Source organism: Chryseobacterium ureilyticum, from assembly GCF_900156735.1.
GTDB lineage: Bacteria > Bacteroidota > Bacteroidia > Flavobacteriales > Weeksellaceae > Chryseobacterium > Chryseobacterium ureilyticum.
This window is the reverse complement of the sequence record NZ_FTOL01000001.1, coordinates 584,751-602,204: the sequence shown is the minus strand read 5'-3', so window position 1 is coordinate 602,204 and position 17,454 is coordinate 584,751. Positions and strand designations below refer to the sequence as shown.

General features: G+C 35.9%; 10 protein-coding genes. 1 reads left to right on the top strand and 9 read right to left on the bottom strand.

Annotated features, from left to right (window positions below; all coding sequences use genetic code 11):
• Positions 1-61: 61 nt before the first annotated feature.
• From BW983_RS02380 to BW983_RS02335, 9 genes are all read right to left on the bottom strand, one after another.
• Positions 62-5,410 carry an N-6 DNA methylase gene (locus BW983_RS02380; protein ID WP_076549627.1) on the bottom strand — a complete coding sequence of 1,783 codons (5,349 nt, stop codon included), beginning with the start codon at positions 5,408-5,410 and terminating at the stop codon, positions 62-64.
• Positions 5,397-5,834, bottom strand: coding sequence for a DUF1896 family protein (locus BW983_RS02375; protein WP_076549626.1), 438 nt, complete (start codon positions 5,832-5,834; stop codon positions 5,397-5,399). The genes BW983_RS02380 and BW983_RS02375 overlap by 14 nt, the downstream gene beginning before the upstream one ends.
• A gap of 172 nt (positions 5,835-6,006) precedes the next feature.
• On the bottom strand, positions 6,007-8,091 hold the full coding sequence (locus BW983_RS02370) for a type IA DNA topoisomerase (protein WP_076549624.1): 2,085 nt from the start codon (positions 8,089-8,091) through the stop codon (positions 6,007-6,009).
• A gap of 11 nt (positions 8,092-8,102) precedes the next feature.
• Positions 8,103-9,515 carry a DUF3945 domain-containing protein gene (locus BW983_RS02365; RefSeq protein WP_076549623.1) on the bottom strand — a complete coding sequence of 471 codons (1,413 nt, stop codon included), beginning with the start codon at positions 9,513-9,515 and terminating at the stop codon, positions 8,103-8,105.
• 78 nt (positions 9,516-9,593) lie between these two features.
• A complete protein-coding gene (locus BW983_RS24285) occupies positions 9,594-9,842 on the bottom strand; it encodes a helix-turn-helix domain-containing protein (RefSeq protein ID WP_449391183.1) in 249 nt (82 codons plus the stop codon).
• 363 nt (positions 9,843-10,205) lie between these two features.
• Positions 10,206-11,048, bottom strand: coding sequence for an RteC domain-containing protein (locus BW983_RS02355; protein ID WP_076549620.1), 843 nt, complete (start codon positions 11,046-11,048; stop codon positions 10,206-10,208).
• A gap of 1,291 nt (positions 11,049-12,339) precedes the next feature.
• The gene (locus BW983_RS02345; RefSeq protein ID WP_076549618.1) at positions 12,340-12,960 is read right to left on the bottom strand and encodes a hypothetical protein; all 621 of its coding nucleotides are present in this window, start codon (positions 12,958-12,960) and stop codon (positions 12,340-12,342) included.
• Positions 12,941-13,924 carry an MvdC/MvdD family ATP grasp protein gene (locus BW983_RS02340; protein WP_076549617.1) on the bottom strand — a complete coding sequence of 328 codons (984 nt, stop codon included), beginning with the start codon at positions 13,922-13,924 and terminating at the stop codon, positions 12,941-12,943. Before BW983_RS02340 ends, BW983_RS02345 begins: the two co-directional genes overlap by 20 nt.
• Complete coding sequence (locus BW983_RS02335) at positions 13,896-14,228, bottom strand: hypothetical protein (protein WP_076549615.1); 333 nt, start codon at positions 14,226-14,228, stop codon at positions 13,896-13,898. The genes BW983_RS02340 and BW983_RS02335 overlap by 29 nt, the downstream gene beginning before the upstream one ends.
• Before the next feature lie 210 nt (positions 14,229-14,438).
• Between BW983_RS02335 and BW983_RS02330 the strand changes: the two genes are divergently transcribed.
• On the top strand, positions 14,439-17,309 hold the full coding sequence (locus tag BW983_RS02330) for a tetratricopeptide repeat protein (protein ID WP_076549614.1): 2,871 nt from the start codon (positions 14,439-14,441) through the stop codon (positions 17,307-17,309).
• Positions 17,310-17,454: the final 145 nt, after the last annotated feature.

Below are 17,454 nucleotides of genomic sequence, written 5' to 3'. Positions count from 1 at the left end.
CGTCCAAACATCATATGGACGGGCTATTTTATAGAGTTTACCTGCACCTGATTGTATTTTCTCACGGTTTAAGATGCGATATTTTTTTTGAAGGTTCATTCTTTGTTAGAACATCTTCTACTTGTCGAACGTTCTCTTTACCCTCATCCAGGGATAATAGGATTTTCCTCTCCATCGCAGCTAACTGAATTCTCAACTCCTCTAGACTTCCGTCTTTTTTCCAGTCTCCAGATACAATTTCACTGAGTACCAGCTCATCTTTTGTTAATGCAGAAACCTTCTTTTCCTCCGCTTCTATCAATCCCGGGATCTTCTGCAAAGCGCTTAGAAAATTCAATGAAGCACGCTCCGGGTCACTCGCCATAATTCCATTATTATGGGTATATTTTAAATTACCTTCACCACTGATGAAAAAACGGTTATCTCTTTCTAAAGAATCCTTCTTTTCAGAAAATTCTGTTTTCACCAAAAGTCGAAAGCCATATAATGAGCCAATTTCCCTATAATCTCCTCCTGTTCTCATAGTAAATGATAACTTATTCAGGTGGTCACCGATTTCTTTCACGGTAGCCTTTTCATTCAAGCCATCAAGACTAATAGCGTTTATGATGTTTCCAGTATCAGTTTTTTTAACACGTTCATTAAAATTAGTCCAATCTGTTTTTAGACGTTCAAGAAGTGACTTGCCAGTCTTCAAATCTTCTGAAACAGTTTCAAGTTTATATAATGAGCTTCTCTTAGACCGCATGAATGACATTTTTTCTCCTTCGAGGGCTGCAATCCGCTTCTGCAATTTAGCTTTCTCCAGCAAATCTGTGTTACCTGACAAAATAGCCTGATACTCCGAATAGCTCATTCCCGTTTTTTCATCCATGGCTCCCTCATCGATAGTCCGCACACCTACATTATTACTCTTCAATTGGTCAATAAAAATCTGTTTATTATATAGTGTGTTAAATTTGTAGCTGTCTAAAGACTTTTCAACGGCATAAATAAAGACATCTACTATATTATTTCCAAAGTGCTTGGCAATCTCATTTCCCTTCCTTATGGCACGTCCATCACGCTGGGCCAGATCAGAAGGCCGCCAAGGAATATCCAGATGATGTACAGCGACCGCACGCTTTTGAGCATTAACACCCGTACCCAGCATTTCCGTTGAACCAAAGAGTATCCGTATTTTTCCCTCATTGGTAGCTTTAATAAGTTCTTTCCGCTGGTCGCCAGTTTTAGCCTCTTGGATAAAGCGGATCTGATGAGCCGGAATATCATAGTCATGCATTAGCTTGCGCTTGATTTCCGAGTAAATATTCCACTGATCCGGCTTGTATGTTCCCAAGTCTGAAAAAACAAATTGTGTCCCTTTTTGAGCATCGAATCTTCTATAATATTTGGCAAGGTTCGCGGCACAAACAGATGCCTTATTACCGGGGTGATCACCATACTCAGAGGAGATCATACGCATATCAAGCGACATTTTCCGCGCATAATCTGTTGCGATCAACATTTTTGCTTTCTCTTCTGTCGGAGAAAGTGGCTCTCTTCCCAACAATTCGGCCTTTCCGGTTTCCGCGAACTCCATTAATTTCTTTATGAATCTTTCCTGATCCAGTGTTGGGGGGATATGAATTAAGCTTTCTTTTTTCTCAGGACGGTCAATTCCTATGTCCTTAGCTGTCCTATAGTCTGTTATCTCCGAATAAAATTGCGCCAGTTCAGGAACCTTAATAAAATGCCTGAACCTTTCTTTTTGAACAATATTATTGGCTACCGAAAATTCATAATCAACCGATTTTCGAGCATAAATTGCCGCCCATGCGTCGAAACAGTTTATCCCCTGTCTTTCCAGTGCTTTTGGACGCAGGTATTTAAACAACAGATATAGCTCCGTTAAAGAATTACTTATCGTGGTACCTGACAAAAAGGTGGCTCCAAGATCTTTCCCCGTACGCTCCTGTATGGTTCTGATTGCAAACAGTAGATTTAAAGCCCGCTGACTCCCCTGTGCATTTCCCAATCCTGCAACACGTTCATGCCGGGTATTGAACATCAGGTTTTTAAATCGGTGGCTCTCGTCCACGAACAAGTGGTCGATACCCATCATTTTAAAGTCAACCACATCATCTTTTCGGTTTTCAATGTCGCTTTCCAGGCTTTTCAGCTTTACATTTAGGTTTTTTTTCCTTATCTCAACTCCTTTAAGCATTGCACCGGAAACATCTTTCCCCTGTGATCTCAAAACTTCAAGATTACGCTCAATTCCTTGCAGTTCAATATTCAAAATTTCTTTTTGAAGTTCTGACGATTGGGGAATCATACTGAACTGCTCATGCGTAAGAATAATACAGTCCCAATCATTATTTTTTATTTCGCCGAAGATTCTCAGTCGGTTCTGCGGAGTAAAATCCTTTTTTCCAGGATATAATAGTTTGGCGTGGGGATATGCTTTGCGATAAGTCTCGGCGATTTCATGTACATTGGCTTTTAAAGCAATAATCATCGGCTTATGAACCAATCCCAGCCGCTTCATTTCTTGGGCAGCAGTACACATAATTAACGTCTTTCCGGCACCAACCTCGTGGTCGCAGATCCCGCCACCATTACATTTGATCATCCATACCGCATCTTTCTGACTACCATATAGATCTTCAATACCTACAGCTCTTCGGTTGAGCCCCGGAAAAGCCTGATGGCTGCCGTCGTATTGTGGCCGGACATGACAATTAAATAGGTCATTATACTTTTCAGTGAGTCCATCTTTAAATTCTTCACTTTGGTCGAATAACCAGTCCGTAAAAGCCCTTCTAATATCATCAATTTTGCTATTTGCAGCTTGAATAGCTTCCATATCCCGTACCTTTACCTCAGTACCGTCTGCTAAATACGCTTTCTTTGTAATGTCCGGTGTGGTATTGACTAATGCATGCCGTAAGAGATTCAGTCCGTCAAAATTTCTACTGTCTGACTTTACCGCATATTTTTCTGTGATGATTATATTGCTACCGCTGCATTGCACGGCAAAATCATCCGAACTTTCGGTATATTGAATTGTGACTTTCGTTTCAAAAAGATGGCTGGCAAAACTGCTATAAATGTCTGTGTCAATCCAGCGTTCACCAAGATTAAAATCCAGTTCTTCAAATGATATTAAAGTCGGTCTAACCTCTTGGAGAGCTTTTAAACTTTCTTCCCCCTGTTGGTCTGCGACAACCTCCGTAAAATAATTGCTAAGCTGCTTTGCCTTTTCGACAACGTTACCGGATAGAAATGTTTGCGAAGTTTCATATGATCCCAGAAGCGGATTATAATAAATCCTTCCTTTCAACTGCTCTTTCAGTTCTTCAATTGAGATTCCAGAAATGTTACACATGAAATCAAGGTCAACTTTAGCCGAAAGATTTAGGGAAGCCGATAATGCCTCACTGGCGGTATTGACTGTTAAATCATCAGTTGAAAAACTAACGGGATGGTCAAAAATATCCGCTTTGTGGATTATTCCTCCAATAACACGTTCCAGATAAGGGATTTCATTTCCCGAAGCATCCGTTTTAATAACTTTGATATTCTCCGCAGCATTTAAATTGCCATATTTTTTTACAAATGTGTCATATTGAATATTAAGTGATCTCCGACCTAAAGTATCTTCTTCTTTCTGAGTTACCTCATAGTGATATAAGTTATGATAACAGTCCCTAAATTTTATATAGTCTTCGATCCTACTTTTTTGTTTTTCAGCAATTAAAAGCGGATGAAAAATATAGTGTCCTTCCCGGAAATTCCATTTGATCGGTCCAACATTACCATTATAAGCCACCAAAGTGTTATCCCCGTAGTATTCTTTTTTTTCTCCTTTAAATACAACTGGCTCCATCAGTTCGGCCTGTTCAGTAATTTCTGAAAAAAGTGAAAGCGTATGTATTCTGTTCGATCGATTATCTTTTAGATCAGCAGTTTTTTTACTCCGTTTTGTATTATTATCTCTGATGCTTTGGTCAGAATCTGTGGCCTTTGTCTTATCATTTGTAGATGCATGTTCGAATAACGAAAGTTGCTGTACTTTACTTTGTTGTTTCGATTTACGAACTGTTTTTTTTGAAAACGAACGTTGCGTAAAACTTTCAATTTGTTGGTCAGAAAATAAACTTAGTTGAACAGGTTGCTCATCATTATTCCGTGTATTTTTACTTTTAGAAGTAGAATGTTCTCCCAAAGGAGTTTGCAAAATATCCTTTTGTTGCGAATCTGAATCCTTTTCAACAGCAAAACCATTGTATAGTTTGAAATTAAAAAAGGCACTGAAATCGGCTGAAAGCTTACCTTTAAGATCACTGGCGATCCCTTCTTTTCCGCCATCATGCAGATAGATTGTCCTCTTTTTACCATATGGATCTGTATCCTCAATGTATCGGGTCGATACAATATGGTTAGGATTAAAAAACAAAATATTGCAGTATGAACCCTGGTCACCGGATACTGTATGAATAAAATCTTTTGCCCGGTGGGATAATGGCTCTCTATTGCTGCTCTTCTGCAAAACGATCAGGTCACTCCCTACCGCCGTTCCTGCCCCCTCAAATAGATTGTTAGGAAGTCTTATTGCAGAGACTAACAGGTGCTCGCGCATCAGTGCCTCGCGGACGGGCTGATTGGATGGACTGTCCATAATACCCTGTGAGGTTATAAAGGCAAGGATACCGCCCTCCCTGAGCTTATCTGTAGCCTTTAAAAAGAAATAGTTGTGAATACTTTTGGTTGCAATTTTGCGTGCTTCATCCTTACCTCTCGCAAAGGAAAGATCAAATACGGAACTCGTCCCAAAGGGTATATTACTTACAATTAGGTCATAAAGTCCTTCTTCCTGATCAGCGATACTTTCAAAACCCGCCACTCGTACATCAGCCTCTGGATGCAGTAATTGCAAAATTTTTCCCGTCAAAGGATCTTGTTCATAGGCCGTAACACGAAGGTTCGTTTTGTTTTTAAAAGGATGAATAAAGGCGCCAACACCCGCTGAGGGTTCGAGTACTTTATTGATTCCTAAATCATCCCCTCCTATTACTGACACAATAACTTCGGTTATTTCTTTTGGCGTATAGAACGCGTCTAATACAGAGCTCTTAACACCGTTGACCCAATTTTTATATTCAATATCATTTTTAGCGTGTTCACGTAATAAACCGTAGAGCTCTTTTGTCAGAGCAAACAATGGCTTTTCACTGCGATTCCATTTTTCAATGTCTTCCGGTAATTCGGCTGGATTAAGCACACATTTTAACCCGCCAAATCCCGCATATAATGACAATTGTTGCTCTTCGCCCGATGTTGGTTTACGTTTTTCATTTTCAACATTGAAAGCTATTTTCAGGGCATCAATATTCTGCTGGAGGTGCTGCCTCTTATTGAATGCCATGTTGCTCGATCCATATGGCGATGAAACCTGTCATTTCTGTGTATAGCAGGTCATAATCATTTGAATATGCAAAATCATCGGTTAGATCATACTTTGCAAAAACCTCTTCGCAGGTAGGAAGTATTTTTAATGCAAAATCCCTGAATTCAAAATCAAACAGCAGGTCGCTGAACTCGTATGTCAGCACCTCAAAAAGCGTAGTGAATTTCGAAAAGTGAAGCCCCTCATAAAGAATGTAATCGGCTATTTCATCGCATTTAGTAACATGGTTGCCAGACCTGAAAGCGCCGTCATAAGCATTGGCTGCCCACCGTGCCCGTTGGCTGATAAATTTGGGATCATCTAACCGCTCAGGGAAACTGGCTTCTATATGCTCCTGTAGTTTTAATTGATAGTAGGAAAAATCCTTTTGCTCTTTTTTCATAATGTCTATTATTTACTTGTCAGGTAAACCTAGCCATAGAACTACTGGCAGAGCCCATCAGAAGGTATTATAGCCTTAAATGTCCACCATTTTCCTAATTGAAAAATGGGGTAAAAAAGAAGCCTGAAATCTCTGTCGATCTCAGGCTTCACACCAAATCATATCATGAAAATTATCTGAACTTTCGTTTCTTTTTCTGCTCAAATTCAAAAGAAGTAGTACCGTCCTCCGATAACACAATATAGGCATCAAATGGTTTTCCACTGTGACCGACCATCTTGCGGATCAGTGGTGTTCTTTTCTTGGTAAGCAAAGCTTCTATATTTTTATAGCTTAATTGTATTCCGCACACCTTTCGAAAAAGTATCCATCCGCATTCATCACTACAGCATTTGATTACCTTTTCACGCAAATAGGCTTTACTACTGCATTTTGGGCAGTATATATCTTGAGGACCCGCATCCGCAGTTTTCTCCGTCAGCAGTTCCATGGTAACCTCTTGTGTTAGCTTCTCAAGTTCAGCATGAAATTCCGTAGCAGACATTTCATTATTCTGTATCTTTTCAAATGCAAGTTCCCATTGCGCTGTCATAGAAACATCTGCTATTTTTTTATCCGCTACGATCTGATAAACAAGAAGGCCCTTCTCAGTAGGAATAACCGACTTCTTTTCCCGACGGATATAGTCCCTGTCGAAAAGCGTTTCAATAACCGAAGCACGGGTAGCCGGTGTACCTATTCCAATGGTTTTAAGTGCCTTTCTCTCCTCAATATCCACAATGCTATTACCCGCATTTTCCATTGCTGATAGAAGTTCGGCTTCAGTATATAATGCGGGTGGCTTTGTTTTCTTGGAAAGAAGCGTCGCAGCGTTTACCTGTAAGAGATCGCCCTTGTGGAGGTGCGGCAGATCATAAATATCGTCGTCCTCTTCTTCATTAAAAGTCCCATTGATCGACTTCCAGCCTGGAGACGTAATCTTTATTGCTTTAATTGTAAAATTATAATGGAGGATTTCTAATGTTGCAGAAGTAGTTTCCCTGTGGCAGGCTGGTGAAATAGCTTCAAGAAGTCGGCAGGCGATCAAATCATAAAGTGCATTTTCGTGCGCGTCCAAAATGCTAGGGATATTCTCCGTTATTAAAATTCCATGATGGTCAGTTACTTTCACATCATTGACGATATGCTTGTTATATCTCTCCCATTTAACCTTTTCGACCTTTTCTTTAAAAGCGTTGGAAGCTCCTAAAGCGACAATTAGATTTGGAATTTCGCACCAGACATCTTCGGGAATATACTTTGATCCCGTACGGGGGTAACTTATCAATTTCTTTTCATACAAGATCTGCGCTATTTCCAGTGTTTTTTCCGCGGAAAAACCCAGCTTTCTGTTGGCCTCTTTTTGTAAGCCTGTCAAATCAAAAAGTAATGGTGCCATCAGGGAACCGGACTTCTTTTCAACATCCACAACAAGTACAGTACCTTCACGCTCCATAGATCTTATTGCAGATTCTGCTTTAGTTCGTTCTTCCCATTTATCACCCGATAAACTCTTGAAAATAATCCCCTCTTTTTTATGTTCCAGCTCAATCTGAAAATAGCTTTTTACCTCAAACGATTTATGATCTATATATCTTTTGCAGATAAGCGATAAAGTAGGTGTCTGAACACGTCCTAAAGAATATAAACCATCCCCTAAACTGATCGTAAGTGCTTGCGTGGCATTGATCCCGATCATCCAGTCAGACTGTGACCGCTCGCGTCCCGCATAATAAAGACCATCAAAATCAGCCCCGGGCTTCAAATTGTTTAATCCGCTTATGATTGCTTTCTCTGTTAAACTACTGATCCAAAGCCTCTCAAATGATTTACCGCAGCCTAAATATTCATATATGTATCGGAAAATTACTTCACCCTCCCTACCTGCATCGGTAGCAACAATAATACTGTCGCACTTTTCGAAAACTTCGCCAATTATTTCTAATTGCCGTTTTGAACCTTCATCGTAAACATAACCATTACCAGCCTTTACTTTTCTACAGGTAAGCATAAAATTTTCTGGTATGATGGGAAGGGATTCCCTATTGAACCCCTTTATTCCATAGTCCGCAGGCATCGCCAGTCCTACAAGATGTCCATAAGCCCATGTGACCATAAAATCATCCCCCAAAAAATATCCATCTTTTCTTTCAGTTGCTCCTACAATTCGGGCTAGTTCATGTGCTACAGAAGGCTTTTCTGCTAAGATTGCTTTCATAATGGCTTACTTTAGTGAAGTTTCGGTCGTCTTGTAGGTGTCTTTCTTTCTTGCGCATCAGTCCTTGCAGTATTACGTGCGGCCTGTTTTGAATCATCTTTTTGCAACGGAGATTGTCGCTGTTTCTTCTCTTGATTTGTATCACCCAGGACTTGCTCCAGCTGATTTTCCAAATGAGGTTTCTGGAAGGAGAAGTCAACCTTTCCTTTTTGTTCATTGTAGAAGGCATAACCTGAATATATTCTATTTTGATCCTTATTGACAAGATCTTCCAGATAAATAGCTTTACCCTCTTTTAGCTGATCCTGTTCTTTTTCGCTAAGCTGTCGGTCTCTGAAGACAGGTGGAATTACCCTTGTAAGCTGTTGTTCAATATTTAGGGTTTCTTTATTGCCGGCAAATACAATTTTTCTGTCATCCGCACTGAACTGCAACGTTTGGCTGAACAGTTCCCCTGTTTTTGTATTTACCATACCATCAACGAGCACGGGCTTTCCTTCCATGAGTTCCTGCTTTTGTTCCTTACTTAACTTTACGCCACCAAATTTATCATTGATTTTAATCCATTCAAGCGGATATGATACCGGCTCCTTTGTATATTTATCCAAACTGATCAATGACTTTACTGTAATACCCTGTGTATTCGTCAGTTCAGCCACCCGTCCCATATTTCCGGTCTTTATCAGGTTCTCCTTATCCTCTCTTGTAAATCTATGGCCATAAAAAGGATTTTCCAAAGGAGCTTTATGTCGTATACCATGCGTCAAAATAACAATTTTATTATCGACTTGTCTTAAAGAAAGACGAGCATCGCCTTTTAATGCGAGCCCTTCAAAATTTCCTTCAATCTTAAATATTGTATCTGATTTGTATCCTTTTAGCAATTTGTCCAATTGTCCATTTTTCTCTAACAGCTCCCTGTTCAAGCCAAATTTATGAGCTGTATTCCAGTCAATTTCATCTGCATTATAACGATTCACATTTTTTGCATCATCTTTGGTTTTCCCTTGATTAACTTCTTGTTTCTTTTCCATATCCTGCTTTTTTTGTTTATTGTCATGTTTCACTTCCAATGCGTCCAGCAATTTATTTCCTTCCGGTGTTGGATTATCGAGAGCAGATTGTAATTTCTTCGCTACCGCCTCCATATCGATGTCGGCAATTTTAAAAAACTTGTATCCTGTAGGATCGTTGAGTTTTCGCCAGAAATTAGAAAAGAAATTGCTGAAAATATCGCTTTTGTCTACGCGCATAAAATCCAGCAAATTCTTCTGTTTGGGCTCTCCTGTTTCCAGTTTCCCCTCCTTATCTACTCCTTTTACAGCTTCGATCCTGTTCTTAACTTTGTCAAGAACCAATAGGATATCGGACAGCGGCTCTAACGCTTTGGCTACCTTTTCGTCAGTGATTGTTTGTTCGTTCATAATAAAAAAGTTTTAAGATTATCGAAAGTAGAATGGGAATCGTTACAGTATTATATGTATTCCGTTAGTAACCTATTTTTACCTATATTTTCCGCCGTGATAACTGTCTCTAATAAACTGTTGCACATCAGAACTCTTATAATAAATTTTACCACTGATAGTGAAAAACTTTATTCTGCCGATTGTACGGTAACGCTGAAGACATCGGTAAGTGATCTTTAGCATTTGAAGCACGTCTTGATTATCGAGCAGTTCATCACCGTCGATACTCAATCTCTTTTTGTCGCGGATTTCAAGATCCCCTGCGAGTATATCAAATCGCTTCATGATACGATCCATCCACGCGAGGAATTCAACTCGATCTATATTCATAGCCTTTTACATTTGGTTTACATACCAAAATTGGCCTTGATTTTCCGCTAAATCGTACAAGGTAGTACCAAGGATATACCAAGAGAAATGAACTTTTTTTTCGTTATTTTTTTAATAGTGGCACCAGTTTGTATTGGTATCCTATGACTAGTATATTGGTACATACTAAAAGTATGAACTGTCGAAGCCAGCTGTGTAAATTTCAGGTTAGTTATTCCTACGAATAAATTCAGTATAACGGGACAGCATAAATTTCGGCAATAAAAAACAGGTCATCGATTTGATTACCTGTCTTGTACAATAGATTTACTACCTACCTTAAAGTTCTCTATCCATATATTGTTCTAGAGAACTTTTTAAGAAAAGTAAATAGCTGGTTTTCTCTCCTGCCCTGAACTTCATCTGATGGAATGCATGATGAATATCCCCCAATTTGATTTCAAACACTTCCTCAAATAGTTTACTCATTTTTCGCAGGCCAGCTCTTCCATTAGACACACTACCTGCGGCATGTAGTGCATAAATCAGTTCAATTAACGCATTCTTGGAATCCGTCCAAGAAAAACTTCCATTTTCAGACATAGGGGAACTGCCGGTGTTATTGGAGTCTTTCTGACTAATTTTCGACAAATAATAGGAAAAAAGCAAGTCCATCGCTATGATCTGAGCGACTTTATAATCATAATAGGTAGAAAACTCAATATCAACTTCAAAGAAAAAACTGTCTACACCATCGAAGAAATTAATATTACCTAATCTAAAATATGAATTGTCTTTATCGCAGCGACCAGAACGATAATACCAGTAAAAATCCGAACTCTCCAGGTGCTTTTTATATTCTTTATTTAAAAGCTTGATCTGCTCGCTGTAATAAGCTTGTACCAAATCATAAAGTTCAGGGTTAATAACTTCCAAACGGACAAGCTTATTATAGTAAATGAGTTTTCCTAAAATCTCGGGCTTGACAGTCTTAAAAAAGACTACTTCGTCGTCGGCTCTAGCAAAACCATTTTTAGCAATTTGGGTTTTAAGATCGCTTAATAATTGACGAAGAAAAGAAACCATATGATAAGCTTCTTCAATGGTGCTTTTCGTACTTCGTTCTAGATTCTTCTCCTGTTGTTCGATTGATAATAGAATATTTTTATATAATTGTTTCATGGTTACTTTTTTAAAGTGAATAACCTCCACACAGTCGTTTTCCCTTTAAACTATATCTCTCCACGTTGAGATATAAAATTAAATATACAATATATTTTTTTTCTAATAATCAATAGTTTAGGTCAGTTATTATTCGCCGACACTAAATCAGAATTCGTACGAATATACTCATAATCTGCAATTGAATGAAATATGTTTGCTCATTAAAAAATTATTATTTCCCAATAAAACAAAGATTATTCTTTAAGATACTGTAAAAATTAAACCAATGAAATTTATTCCTTTTATCTAATATAAAATGAAACAAAAGATTTTTAATCAAAATTCTGGCTAGAATTAATGCTTAAAAGAGACCACCATTTAAGTAATCTCTTCTATTGTACCCTAATCTAATCTGGGAATTTTTGTAATTAAATCTTTCCGTTCAAGAATTTAATAGCCTTACTTGTATTCTCTAGCGTACCATGCGAGATGAAAAATATCAGATGGATCATATTCAAATCCTTCATTTGGCTCGATTTCCATTGTTAATTTATTAAATGTAACCTTGTACTTTATAAAAAAGCCAATTGGTTGGAGGCAGTCCTCTTTAGCGTCGTTGATAGCCTTGATCGCATCGCTACTTGGTAATGTTATTTTAATCATATTGCTAAATTACATTTGCAGATATTTTTATTTTTACGGTTACCCGTAAGATTATAATTTTTATAAAAATTTGAATTTTGATGGTTTAGGTTTTATATTAATCTACTTAGAAAATGTAAAGCTAATCCGTTCAAGTGCTCCTTTCGGAAATCCTACGACAAAAGAAGCAACAAACCGAAAACTTTACATCAAAACATTTTTTTTATGGAATTTTGAGACTATATAAAAAATATGGTCTTTAAACATGGAAATAAATTTATCTAGTAGCCCAATATTTAAATGTAACCTTCGGCAGCAATTTTAACATACACTTTCGGATCTAAATAATGTTGAAATAGCTGATCTTTTGTCAAAGTGTTGAAACAAAAAGCACCCGATTAAAAATTATCAATTGGGTGGTACAGCTATGATTGAATTAATATTCGCACACTAAAATTATTAATTTTGAAATCGCATATTGGTAGACAAACCACAATAGTAAAATAAAAGAGTTAGTAAAATGCTGACTCTTTTATTTTTCAATGCAAACAATGATTTTAAAGGATTGGTTCGGATCTGCGTAGAGGTCAACACCTAATTTGAATCGATCAAAAACTTGACAAAGTTTTAAATGAGCGATGCTTGTCTAAACAAATTCTGGAAAACACTAAAGGAAAAAACAAAAATAGAAAACCATGAATGCATATAAGCAAATAACAAACATTGCTCTCTTATAATATTCTTGCGCCATAACCAAATGCGAAACCTTCATATTTATTACAGCCTCATTACCCTTTATGATTTTGAAAAATGATGAAATAATGTCTCTTTTGTATTTATTTTTATCGCCTGAAATATTTATATCCTCATTGCCTAGCACATGGTAGGTTCCCCTTTCCAAAACTTTTACTGAAAACCATACCGTTCTGAGAGTATAAATTGCTAAAACGATTGAGATAAATACCGAAGTTTTGATAACTCCACTTGGAATCTCCTTACCCCATATTAATGTATTTGCACCTATTACAATAGTATTTGCCAAACTTAAAGATCCCATAAATAAAGCTGCTTTGGATTCGGTACCTTTTCTGCGATCATCTTCTTCTTGATATATCTTACCTTGTAATTGCAATGCAAGATCCAGGTTTTCATCCTCAATTTTCAGAACTGGATTTTCCTCAAGGTCTTCGACTTCTTCTGTTAAATACTGATTAGATATGTAATCATTATTATCCTCTTCAAGCAACGGCCAGACCAGCTCTCTAAGTTTAAGTAGTTTCTCGTTCATCAATTTTATCTTTTAACAAATTTACTATAGCACCCGAAATATCTAAACCGAGTAATTTTTCGAGCCAAGCCCACTGGCCATTGGGATTAATTTCAAGGAATACATATTCACCATTTTCATTTAAAATGAGATCTATCGCACCGAAATTTAAATCTAACTCTCTCAGTAGATTGATACAATTAGCTGAAATATCTTCTGGTAACATATAAATACTGTGTTTTAGTCCATCTTGGCTAACTCTCCAATCCACTTTTGAGTCGTCAGAATCTTGTGAGTGTATGAAGGCAGCAAAAACCTTCTCTCCCACTACAGTCACCCTGATATCTCCTTTCTTTTTTATATGCTTTTGGAAAAATGTTGGACATCCTTCTACACGCTGAGCATTATTTTTGTCGAGGTATATTTTGTTGGTGAAAATGATCGCTTCTTCATTTCCGTCATCAGATATTAATCCTGTACGAATCGGTTTAATAATACAGTCCTCTTCATTCATTCCATAAAAATTCATTGCTGAACCAGCATTGGTCGTAATCAAACTGTGGGCAATTGTAAAACCTATTTTTTTCGCTAGTCGCAGCTGAAATATTTTATTTTCAGCATTTCTAATATTTTTAACATTATTTAACCAGTATGCGGAATTTAAAATTTTATAGATACCTTCTAATGTATAACTAATCTCATTGCGTATAAATTGATTTTCAGCCCGACTAAGCTCTGAATTATCGTTGGGCAGTTCTGGTCTACGAAAATACACACTTCTAATATCCAAAAGATCTATTTGATTACCAGTTGTCCTATCAGATATTTTAAAATTATCTTTATGAAAGTCCAAATTTACCTCAACATTATCGCCTAACTCTTCAGTGTTTAGTCTGTAAAACTCTATTTTTTTCTCTTTAAGTTTTTTTACTACAAAATCAGTTGTAATATCTGCTTTATTGGTTATAAGGAGTACGCGTATCATCATTTTCCATTTTAACAAGAGTTTTTGTAGTATACATCACATAATCTAAATGATAGTCATCTTTTTCACCACTTACCTTAGTTCTGGTAGTTAAATCAAAAGACAATGCACTAGTATCACTTTCAGCTTTAACTTTTGTGACGGTAGCTAACGCTACCATAATATTGGTCGATGCATCAATTAGCGGGATCTTTGTACCGTCAATTTCCAGCATATTGAGGGATTCTAATGAATCATATTGGTAGTTGGGAGCAAAATCTGGCTCCGAACGAACAATCTTATAGTCTAATATTAATGGCTTCATATCTGTATCAGGTATATCTCGTAAAAATAATAATTATCCTTTCAATTTTCATCAGAAAAAACTAAACATATTAGAAACAGAATGGTTAACTGTCTATAAAAATCTTGAGCAATTGATTCTTTAGATTTAAGCGATTCAAGAATGCTTTTCTTATTCAAATTATTTCAATAAATGATATATTTGAGTTTCATTTTAAACTGTTCACTTGGAATGCCAGATATAGACCTAAACTCAATTAAAATTTTTAAAAGAAATGGCGATGCAATTTCAACAAATAGAGGTTTCTATTATCAGTACTTATCTTTCTTGAAAAAATGGATAACCAACTTTATAAATGGAGATGACAGTCCCATTTATACAGAAGTTGACAATGATATTAAAGAGGTTGGGAAGATCTTTGTATTTACACAATTAAAATGCTATAGTTCAGATTTTAGTTTAAATTCAAAGGAGATAAAACATACTCTGTTTGATTTTTTTATAACCTACCTTAGGTACAAGCAAAATAATATTACCCCAAAATTCTCTTTTATTACCAATTCTGGAATACAAAAAAGAGAAAAATTATTGGGAAAATGGCTTAGCAGGGAAGTTTTTGATAATTCTACAGACTTCGAATCTTTAAAAAAGAAAAATAGGGAAATACTAAAAGCCGAATCTAACAAGATAAGACAAGCAAAACTCAGTCGCCAAAATATTTCTTCAGTAAAAAAGCTTGAGATCAATAAAAGTTACAAAGCCCTCTGTGATATTCTCTCGGATGATTTAATCGTTGAAGATTTTTGTAGAGCTGTCCACTGGGATTTCGGGGAAATTACGACAGAGGAAGCTATTTTCCAAATTAGGCAAAACATATTATCCTTATTAAAGAACAAGGTGTTTGGTGATAAGCCGATCGAAATTATTTTTAGGGTTCTTTTGTCTGAAATATACAGATGTTCACAAGAAACCGAAACTTCAATGCGATGCCTGACAAGCCTAGACTTACAAAACCTTTTAAATTTAACAGATTCTGAAATATTGCAAAGAATTGATTCAAAATTTATACAATTAATTGGTTTTGAATTAGAGGAAATAAAGGATAGAATTAAAGCGGTTGAATCCATACAAGAAAATCAAGCTGTATTAATAGAAAATCTAAGACCAAATACATTAGAAAATCTTGATTTGACATTAGTTCCATATGTCAATGATGTAGAGGAAGTATTTGGCTGGGAAAATGAACTTAAGGAGGCATTTGATATTCTCAACAAAAAAAAACTTATTACAGTTAATAATTATGGTGGTGTTGGAAAAACAACATTTGCTAAAAAATTTCTTACCATTAACCGCAGTAAATATAATAACGTCATATGGTTAAATATCGAAAAATCAATAGAAAGTTCATTTGTCTTTAATAACCTGTTACTTGCTAACTTACGTATCAATTTGGATAAGGATAAAACTGTAGATGAACAATTTAATATTATATTGAATGAGCTAGATAAAATTGGAGGAAATAACCTCATCATACTAGACATACAAGAAAATGACGAGCCTTATTCTGCGCTAAATACCATTGCGAGTTTAAGAAATTGGAAGAAAATATTTCTTACACGAGCGAAACTTAAAACCTTAAACCCGTACTTACTACCGCATTTGGATTATGACAGTGCGATCAGCTTGTTTAAATTACATTGTTCAAAGGAATTTGACGAAATAGTATTTAAATCTTTTTTAAATTATATTGAGTTTAACACCCTCATCATAGAGCTTGTTGCGAAAACTATTGAGAATGGATTTGATCTAACTTTAGAGTTTGTATTTGATTCCTTAGAAACACAAAATCTAAATAATGAATTGCTCAAAATAGATATTGCCCTTTATGATAAGGAGAATAAAGTAACGGCTATATTTGACTTTATTCTACAAAAATTTTCTGTAAAAGGTATCAACGATAAAGAAAAGTTCTTTTTGGATTATCTTGCCTTACTCCCATCTACAGATATTATCATTGAAGATTTAGTATTAATTTGTGGTAAGGAATTTTATGATGGTAACAAACTAAGCTATATAAACTCTATTAATTCTTTAGAAAGGAAAGGGCTTGTCCAATACGAGAATGACAAGAAAAGTATACGAGTCCATAAAATACTGCAACAAACAATTATATATCGATTAAGAGCCAGGAATAGCGATTTTATTGGTTTCATGTTTTATATATCCTGGATAACACATAGATTAACAGAAGGTTATAATAACCCGAAAGAATCATTCAGATTTTTAAAATATGCAGAATCAATTTTAAGTACCATCAAAGAAGAGTATCGGGCAAGTATTTATCAGCCACTTTTACTTCTTGAAAATGAATATTTGCATCTATCATCATTCTTCTTTATACGTGAAAATAGCGCTGAATTATGGGCAGACTTGATAAGGAGAACTGAAAAATATTTAGGAAAAGATGCGCTTTGTTTAGGAGCAATGTATAACAATCTAGCATCAACATTAAACATTGAAAATTCTTTGGATGATATTATTAAATACCAAAGAAAAGCTAACAATTTATATTTGCAACATTCCCGCAATTTTAAAAAAGGTGATTTATTAATGTTTATTACCTCATTACAAAATCTAGCCCAGGCATATCTTTTAAAAGATGATCCAGAAAACGTACTAAAATGTCTTCAAAAAGTAGCAGCCCTTAGAAAACAAAATTATTTTTATAGTGATGCACAAGTGGGCGTAGGTTACACTATATTATCTGAACTTCACCGAAAGACCAAAAATTTTGATGAATCTGAGTCATTGATTAAGAAAGCTATTAAGTATCATAATTCAATACCTATAGAAAAGAGAAATGAATTTTTATTATCTAGCTACTACAATAAATTATCAGAGAGTTCCATTTTGAAAAACAATTTGGATGAAGCAATAATACATCAATTAAGATGTGTCGAAATTCTGGAATCGCAAGGAATAAAAAATACACATCTTGTAAAGATGTATCAGTTTCTCATTGACCTATTTAAAATATGTAATGATCCTGATAACTTTAAAATTTATAATGATAAGCTCGAATCATTAATAAGACAGAATTAAATTAGGAAAGATGTTGCACTTTCTAATTCATAATTAAGCACAGGAGATACACATATTATTATTCTTAGTGTTTACTATTCAGTTTAACCTCTCAATTGGAGTTGATTTATTATCAACCCCAATCTGAAAAATACCTATATTGCCA